Annotated in this window: 2 tRNA genes and 3 rRNA genes; all 5 read right to left on the reverse strand. The window is 54.6% G+C overall.

Going from position 1 to position 5,518, the window contains the following annotated elements:
* Window positions 1–78: 78 nt before the first annotated feature.
* The 5 genes from rrf to AAFH98_RS15030 all read right to left on the reverse strand — a co-directional run bounded on the left by rrf (window position 79) and on the right by AAFH98_RS15030 (window position 5,373).
* A 5S ribosomal RNA gene (rrf, locus tag AAFH98_RS15010) occupies window positions 79–190 on the reverse strand.
* A 146-nt stretch (window positions 191–336) separates the two neighbouring features.
* A 23S ribosomal RNA gene (locus tag AAFH98_RS15015) occupies window positions 337–3,239 on the reverse strand.
* Between the two features lie 334 nt (window positions 3,240–3,573).
* A tRNA-Ala gene (locus AAFH98_RS15020) sits at window positions 3,574–3,647 on the reverse strand.
* A gap of 4 nt (window positions 3,648–3,651) precedes the next feature.
* Window positions 3,652–3,726: transfer RNA gene (locus tag AAFH98_RS15025), tRNA-Ile, on the reverse strand.
* Window positions 3,727–3,836: 110 nt separating this feature from the next.
* Window positions 3,837–5,373, reverse strand: a 16S ribosomal RNA gene (locus tag AAFH98_RS15030).
* Together the 16S, 23S and 5S rRNA genes with 2 tRNA genes alongside form the textbook arrangement of a ribosomal RNA operon.
* Window positions 5,374–5,518 lie beyond the last annotated feature (145 nt).

A 5,518-nucleotide genomic window follows, 5' to 3' on the forward strand; every position in this document is an offset into this window, starting at 1 on the left:
AAACAAAAAAAGGTGACCCGTGGTATGGATCACCTTCTTTCGTATCAGTTGCTTGTCGAACATATAAATAAAAAAAAGAGCGGGCGGGGACCTACGCTTCCTCCCAAAGGGAAGTACCATCGGCGCTGCCGGGTGTCACGGCCGTGTTCGGGATGGGAACGGGTGGAGCCCCGGCGCTTGGCCCGCCTGCTCAAAAATCAAAAAAAATCAGTATGTCAATATTGTGGTCTTTGACCTAGTGATAGCTGGAGTAAGAAAGTGGATCGTAGGTTGTGCTGTTTGCTCGTTGCTTGTACTTATCCAGCCCGCCCGACCCAACGGTCGTGCAAGCCATATAAGCGGAAGCCGGTAGCCTTATTAGTACGGCTCGGCTGAACGTGTTACCACGCTTACACCTGCCGCCTATCGATCTGGTCGTCTTCCAGAAGGCTGTAAAGGGAATGTTTATCTTGGAGCGTGCTTCGCGCTTAGATGCTTTCAGCGGCTTATCACTTCCGCACATAGCTACCCTGCGATGCCCGTAGCCGGACAACAGGTCCACCAGCGGTGCGTCCACTCCGGTCCTCTCGTACTAGGAGCAGCTCTCCGCAACATTCCAACGCCCACAGCAGATAGGGACCGAACTGTCTCACGACGTTCTGAACCCAGCTCGCGTACCGCTTTAAATGGCGAACAGCCATACCCTTGGGACCTTCTCCAGCCCCAGGATGCGATGAGCCGACATCGAGGTGCCAAACCTCCCCGTCGATGTGAACTCTTGGGGGAGATAAGCCTGTTATCCCCGGAGTACCTTTTATCCTTTGAGCGACGGCCCTTCCATTCGGAAACCGCCGGATCACTAAACCCTGCTTTCGCACCTGCTCGACCTGTATGTCTCGCAGTCAAGCACCCTTATGCTTTTACACTCTACGCACGATTGCCGACCGTGCTGAGGGTACCTTTGGGAGCCTCCGTTACACTTTAGGAGGCGACCGCCCCAGTCAAACTACCCACCATACACTGTCTTCCCTGTGGGGAATTAGAATTCAGCGGCCCAAAGGGTGGTATTTCACGGACGACTCCACGCCAGCTGGCGCTGGCGCTTCCAAGTCTCCCACCTATCCTGCACATCGGGCAGCTAAAGCCAATGTAAAGTTGTAGTAAAGGTTCACGGGGTCTTTCCGTCCCGCTGCGGGTAATCGGCGTCATCACCGATACCACAATTTCACCGAGCTCGTGGCTGAGACAGTGTCCAATTCGTTGCACCATTCGTGCAGGTCGGAACTTACCCGACAAGGAATTTCGCTACCTTAGGACCGTTATAGTTACGGCCGCCGTTTACTGGGGCTTCAGTGGGCCGCTTTGGCATACGCCTAACAGCCTTCCTTAACCTTCCAGCACCGGGCAGGTGTCAGCCCCTATACATCGTCTTACGACTTAGCAGAGGCATGTGTTTTTGGTAAACAGTCGATTGGACCTGGTCATTGCACCCTCGGACGGCCGAAGCCGCCGAGGGGATCCTTCTCCCGAAGTTACGGATCTAATTTGCCGAGTTCCTTAGCCACGATTCGCTCGAGCACCTGAGGATACTCTCCTCATCTACCTGTGTCGGTTTTGGTACGAGCGCTATAACAACAAACGACGACGGGTTTCTTGGCAGCAAGATTACCTACACTATCGGTTTGCCCGTAGGCTCCCCGTACTGTCGGCGTTCGGCCTTGCGGTGGGCGGATTTGCCTACCCACCAGCCTACTGCCTTTAACCCCGAATTCTATCGCGGGGCGGTAGTGTCACTTCTGCGTGACGCCTTCGTTTATAGCTGCATAGCGGTACCGGAATATTTAACCGGTTTTCCATCGGTTTCGCCTGTCGGCTACACCTTAGGTCTCGACTAACCCTGATCCGATTTGCGTTGATCAGGAACCCTTAGATTTTCGGTGGAGAGGGTTCTCACCTCTCTTATCGTTACTCATGCCTACAGTTTCGCTTCCAGAACCTCCACTACCCCTCACAGGGCGGCTTCGATGGCGCTGGAATGCTCCTCTACCACTGTACCCAAACGGGTACAATCCACAGCTTCGGCACCAAACTTATGCCCGCAAATTATCGACGCCGGGCCGCTCGACTAGTGAGCTATTACGCACTCTTTCAAGGAATGGCTGCTTCTAAGCCAACCTCCTAGTTGTCTGGGCAACCCAACTTTCTTTGTTCAACTTAGTTTGGATTTTGGGGCCTTAGCTGGTGGTCTGGGTTGTTTCCCTCTTGCGGGAGGACGTTATCGCCCCCACGCTGACTACCTGGCAACACACGTCGGCATTCGGAGTTTGTCTAGATTTGGTAGGCGGTGAAGCCCCCTAGTCTAATCAGTGCTCTACCTCCGACATGCTACACGCCAGATGCTATACCTAAATATATTTCGAGGAGAACGAGCTATTTCCGAGTTTGATTGGCCTTTCACCCCTATCCACAGCTCATCCGGGGGCTTTTCAACGCCCGTCGGTTCGGACCTCCACGTGGTCTTACCCACGCTTCATCCTGGCCATAGATAGCTCACTCGGTTTCGCGTCTGCCCCGCCGTACTTTCGCCCTGTTCGGACTCGCTTTCGCTTCGGCTGCTCTCCTGAGGAGATTAACCTTGCACGACAGGCGCAACTCGTAGGCTCATTATGCAAAAGGCACGCCGTCACCCCCGAAGGGGCTCCGACCGCTTGTAAGCGTATGGTTTCAGGTACTATTTCACTCGCCTTCTCGGCGTTCTTTTCACCTTTCCCTCACGGTACTTGTTCACTATCGGTCACAATCAGTATTTAGCCTTGCCGGATGGTGCCGGCAGCTTCAGACAGGATTTCTCCGGTCCCGTCCTACTCAGGGGATCTCCCCGCCGCACCTCGCTTACGTCTACAGGCCTGTCACCTTCTGTGGGGCGGCTTTCCAGTCCGCTTCGTCTTCGCTTGGGTTGGGTTATGGGAGCCCTACGACCCCCTACCGCCGTAGCAGTAGGGTTTGGGCTGTTCCGCGTTCGCTCGCCACTACTTGCGGAATCACTAACTTGTTTTCTGTTCCTCCGGGTACTGAGATGTTTCAGTTCCCCGGGTTGGCCTTCTCGAAAGAATATCTGCCCGAAAGCAGATGGGTTTCCCCATTCGGATACCTGCGGATCTGGGCTCTGTTGCAGCTCCCCGCAGCTTTTCGCAGCTTTACACGTCCTTCTTCGCCTGATTGTGCCAAGGCATCCACCATACGCCCTTTTCTGCTTTCACTTATATGACTTGCACCACCCTTCGGCGGGCAAGCCTCGAAAAACAATGAGCGTTTCGCTTTGTTGGTGTTATTTTCTAAAAAATAACCTCGATCTTTACTTTTTCTTACCTATCAGCTATCACTATGTCAAAGAACTCGTTGCACGAGGAGCTGTTTGTTGTTCGCACTAGTAGCCTTTTTACAAAGACTGCCTGCGATCTACATTCAACACCTGACAACATATTAAAGAACACATGCCTTCCGGCACGGATCTGCTCGCGGCCCCGTTCGGGCGGCGAGCACATTCGTGCTGCGGAATTACATCAATAAAAGAACCTCCACAAAAAAACGTCGTGGAGCTACGGGGACTCGAACCCCGGACCCCCTGCTTGCAAAGCAGGTGCTCTAGCCAACTGAGCTATAGCCCCGATGTGGGCTTGGCAGGAGTTGAACCTGCGACCTCACGCTTATCAGGCGTGCGCTCTAACCAGCCTGAGCTACAAGCCCATGGGTGGCCGGCCGGCGCCCGCTCCTCAGCGATTGGGGGCACTCTGCGACCAGAGAAAGAACATACAGACGATCACACGGCGAGCCACCGAATCCAAGGCTCTCCTTAAAAAGGAGGTGATCCAGCCGCACCTTCCGGTACGGCTACCTTGTTACGACTTAGCGCCAGTCACCAGGCTTACCCTAAAGACCTACCTCCCCAAAGGGGTTGGTACGGCCGCATCAGGTACTCCTGACTTCCATCGCTTGACGGGCGGTGTGTACAAGGCCCGGGAACGTATTCACCGCGACATTGCTGATACGCGATTACTAGCGATTCCGACTTCATGGAGTCGAGTTGCAGACTCCAATCCGAACTGGGAATGGTTTTGGGGATCTGCTGGCCCTCGCGGGGTCGCTTCCCATTGAACCATCCATTGTAGCACGTGTGCAGCCCTAGACGTAAGGGCCATGATGACTTGACGTCGTCCCCACCTTCCTCACTACTTGCGTAGGCAGTCTGGCTAGAGTCCCCACCATTACGTGCTGGTAACTAACCACAGGGGTTGCGCTCGTTGCGGGACTTAACCCAACACCTCACGGCACGAGCTGACGACAGCCATGCAGCACCTTCTGTGGTGCCCCGAAGGGAAGCCCCCTTTCGGCGGGCGATCACCACAGATTTAGCCTAGGTAAGGTTCTTCGCGTTGCATCGAATTAAGCCACATGCTCCACCGCTTGTGCGGGCCCCCGTCAATTCCTTTGAGTTTCATTCTTGCGAACGTACTCCCCAGGTGGCATGCTTACTGCGTTAACTGCGTCACTGCCCGCGAACGGACAACAACTAGCATGCATCGTTTACAGCGTGGACTACCAGGGTATCTAATCCTGTTCGCTCCCCACGCTCTCGTGTCTCAGCGTCAGTGTCGGACCAGTTGGCCGCTTTCGCCACCGGTGTTCTTCGTGATATCTATGCATTTCACCGCTACACCACGAATTCCACCAACCTCTTCCGAACTCAAGAAATCCAGTTTCGAAGGCCCTTTTACCGTTAAGCGGCAAGATTTCACCTCCGACTTAGACTTCCGCCTGCACACCCTTTACACCCAATGATTCCGGACAACGCTTGCACCCTCCGTATTACCGCGGCTGCTGGCACGGAGTTAGCCGGTGCTTATTCACTGGGTACCGTCAGTGGTCCTCGAAAGGTCCAGGTTCTTCCCCAGTAAAAGCTGTTTACAACCCATAGGGCCGTCTTCCAGCACGCGGCGTGGCTGCGTCAGGGTTGCCCCCATTGCGCAAGATTCCTCACTGCTGCCTCCCGTAGGAGTCTGGGCCGTGTCTCAGTCCCAGTGTGGGGGATCATCCTCTCAGACCCCCTAGCCATCATTGCCTTGGTAGGCTTTGACCCTACCAACTAGCTAATGGCACGCAGGTTCATCGTTAGGCTCCCGAGGGATTTAACAACTGTGGCCATGCGGCCCCGCTGCATCATCCGGTATTAGCTCACCTTTCGGTGGGTTATCCCAGTCCTAACGGCAGATTACCTACGCGTTACTCACCCATCCGCCGGTCTCCGTTGCCCCGAAGGGCAACTTCTCCCGCGACTTGCATGTGTTAAGCCCGCCGCCAGCGTTCGTCCTGAGCCAGGATCAAACTCTCCATGGTAAATACACCTAATAAATTGTTTGAGTCTCTGGACTCGGATCAATCACTGTACTTCTTCAATTGACTCTCATCGACTCCGGCAAAACCGGAGCTGACAAGGGCTCGACGTGCGATCGTCTGTATGTTCTCAGTCTGTCAAAGAACG

The organism is Fodinibius sp. Rm-B-1B1-1 (assembly GCF_038594945.1).
GTDB classification, from domain to species: Bacteria; Bacteroidota; Rhodothermia; order Balneolales; family Balneolaceae; genus Fodinibius; species Fodinibius alkaliphilus.